This is a genomic window from Verrucomicrobiota bacterium, assembly GCA_016871495.1.
In the GTDB taxonomy this organism is placed as follows: Bacteria; Verrucomicrobiota; Verrucomicrobiia; order Limisphaerales; family VHDF01; genus VHDF01.
The window spans coordinates 1-2,724 of record VHDF01000187.1 but is presented as its reverse complement, the minus strand read 5'-3'; the positions used below and the strand labels follow the sequence as shown (position 1 = coordinate 2,724).

At 55.9% G+C, this 2,724-nt stretch carries 3 protein-coding genes and 1 tRNA gene; 3 read left to right on the top strand and 1 reads right to left on the bottom strand.

Annotation, left to right across the window (positions count from 1 at the left end; genetic code table 11):
• Together FJ404_19705 and FJ404_19700 are read left to right on the top strand one after the other, a co-directional pair.
• Nucleotides 1–655: lysoplasmalogenase (locus FJ404_19705; protein MBM3825071.1), on the top strand; the 655-nt coding region annotated here is incomplete at its 5' end.
• Nucleotides 646–722: transfer RNA gene (locus FJ404_19700), tRNA-Arg, on the top strand. The genes FJ404_19705 and FJ404_19700, both read left to right, overlap by 10 nt.
• 11 nt (nt 723–733) lie before the next feature.
• On the opposite strand, the gene FJ404_19695 is transcribed toward FJ404_19700, so the two are convergent.
• Complete coding sequence (locus tag FJ404_19695; protein ID MBM3825070.1) at nt 734–1,225, bottom strand: hypothetical protein; 492 nt, start codon at nt 1,223–1,225, stop codon at nt 734–736.
• Nucleotides 1,226–1,269: 44 nt separating this feature from the next.
• On the opposite strand from FJ404_19695, the gene FJ404_19690 reads away from it, so the two are divergent.
• Complete coding sequence (locus FJ404_19690) at nt 1,270–1,785, top strand: DUF4440 domain-containing protein (protein ID MBM3825069.1); 516 nt, start codon at nt 1,270–1,272, stop codon at nt 1,783–1,785.
• The last annotated feature ends 939 nt before the right edge of the window (nt 1,786–2,724 follow it).

The window sequence follows — 2,724 nt, the reverse complement described above, 5'->3', positions numbered from 1 at the left end:
GCTTTGGTTGACTCTGGTCGGCGTCACTTCCGCAGCGATATTTCTATACTCGACCGCGATCGGCGATTCTTCAGGTCGGCTCATCACCAAAATCGTACCGGTGCTGTGCTTATGTCTTTGGTTGCTACCGCGTCGCCACGCCAATGCGCGCTGGATCACAATGGGCTTGTTGCTATCGGCCGTTGGGGATTTTTGTCTCGAGTGGGCAAGCTCCTGGTTTCCGGCGGGGTTGATTGCCTTCCTGCTCGCCCACCTGGCCTACCTCACCGCTTATGTCCGCCTCGTTCGTCGCGCCCAATTGATCTTGTTAGTACCGGTGGCTGCCTTCGGCATCGCCAGCTTTCGGGTCCTCGAGCCCTCGCTCGGCGATATGACGATTCCGGTTGCGCTCTATACGACCGTCATCTGCTGCATGCTTTGGCGAGCGTGGGCCTTGATCGGTGTACGCCCGCGCGAGCCACGTAAAGCCTGGTCAGCCGCGCTCGGCGCAACGAGTTTTGCATTGAGCGATACCTTGGTCGCCTGGAATCGATTCGTCGAGCCATCGACCACGCTTGCTCTACTGCTGATGGTGCTGTACTGGGGCGGTCAGTGGGCTATCGCCGCATCCGCGTCCGATGATTCGCCAGATATGATGACGGCCGGACGCCCGTAGCTCAGCTGGATAGAGTACTGCCCTTCGAAGGCAGGGGTCGTGAGTTCGAATCTCGCCGGGCGCGCCAAACCTCTACGCTCAACGAGCACTTGCTCGGCAGCCTGCAAAGATGGTCAGCTCCCGTCGTTCAGCCGTGGAAAGGTCGAGCAGCGTATGAAAAACGTGGTCATGCGATAGAGACTCGCGCGCTTGCTCTTGGGCACAAGTCGGCTCGACTGCGACTTGCTGCTTGAATCCCGGTGACGCCCAGAAAATCATCGGTACGCGACTCTGCGTCTGTGGCGCAATGGCATACGGCAGCGCGTGCAGGAAGAGACCATTCTCGCCCAGCGACTCGCCATGAGCTCCCTGATTCTTTCCCATGTATGGTCGAAACAGCGCCCCGACAACCGTATTGCGGGTTCGGTCGGCGTGTTGTTTCGGGAGGGGGCACGTTGCGGGTCGAGTTGCATTGACTTGGATCTTCTCGGCGCGTATGCATCTATTGGCTTGCCGCCGCTCGAGAGCTGGTGCAAGAGCGCACGTCAAGAAGGGGATTTGTGTCCAAATAAATCCGGGAGAGAAATCCATGAATCATTCGTTTGTCAGTGTCTTTTATATGCTTATAAAGATATATGGCTAAAAGAACGCTTTCGCGCTCCCTGCTCTTCGCTCTTTTACTTTCCGGATGTACGCTCCACCTTCAGGGCTGTACGCCGGCGCCCGATATCCGCAGCGCGGAAGAAGCTGTAATCCGCGAGCTGGATGCGCAGTTTTCGGCTGCCGCAGCGAGAAACGATTTAGACGCCACCGTCTCTTACTACTCCGAGGATGCGGTTCTACTTGCCCCAAATACCCCCATCGCTAACAACCCGAAAACCATTCGGGAAATTTGGGCGAGTATTCTCAGTCCGAACACCTCCGTCTCTTGGGAAGTCACGAAGGTTGAGGTCGCGAAGTCTGGTGAACTCGGTTACCTCTATGGCACCTATCAGCTGAGCATTAAGGACCCGAGTGGCGGACCGACTATCAACGATACCGGCAAGATTCTCGAAGTGTGGAAAAAGCAACCGGATGGCCAGTGGAAATGCATCGTTGACGCTTACAATTCCGACATTCCTTTGCCCGCTCCTCCGGAACTAAAGAAATAGCACAGATCAAAATAGGCCACTGCCTCCAGGGCTAACGGGCATTGTACTGATCTGAAAAATCACCAACTGCAACACTGACCGCGATAATTCTTTGTGGTCTGGTTGCCTGTGCCCCCAAGCCATCAGCCGACGAAGTGGGCAATCAAGGGGTAGCACCCTCCTCCTACCAAGACGAAACTACCTCGCGCGAGATTGGACAGATTGATCACAAGTGGGCTCTTACGCGCTAGAATCGGCGCCACGCAGCCTGCAACTCATTGATTTGTAAGACTGGGCCCGCTTGGATTCGAACCAAGGACCAAGGGATTATGAGAAACCTTGTTCTACGCTGCAGGGCTTGATCTTCAAACGGTTGTGTCAGCCCCGGCAACCCTTCGCGCACAGTGCTGCTTACCTTGCTGTAGCGGTATGGGTGAGTACTCACAGCAGTCTCCATACAGTGTGAGCAGCGTGAGCGACCAGCATCGAGGCTATGCCTGTCGTGACCTTGTGGGTCGCGGCAATAAACGCAGTCAATTCACTGCAGTTCCCCCACTGTTTCGCGTAGATCACCACATTCTCAGCGTCAATTTTCGCGACGCTCACGCTGCTAACTCGTTTCAAACGACTCTCCAATCGTGGTCAGCGTTGAAAGCCTTTACGCAGCGAGCCTGACGCGGCATCCATCTGCTGATCCAACTCCCCTGCTTCCACAGCAGCCTTGACATACTTTGTTTATTAAAGTACTTTTTATCTAACCAAGGTCGATTGCCCGAGGAGCCTAAGATGCCAACCAATACTCCGTCGCAAGACGATTTGTCTTTCCTCCGTACCCTTGCCGAGCGCGGACTTGCTGCGCCGCTGTTGGCAGGCCCCTACCTCATCGCCGGCGGCAGCTGGTTCGCTGCGGCAAGCCTCATCCAATGGCCCCTGCTGAGAGATCTCGCCGGTCTTAGCGCT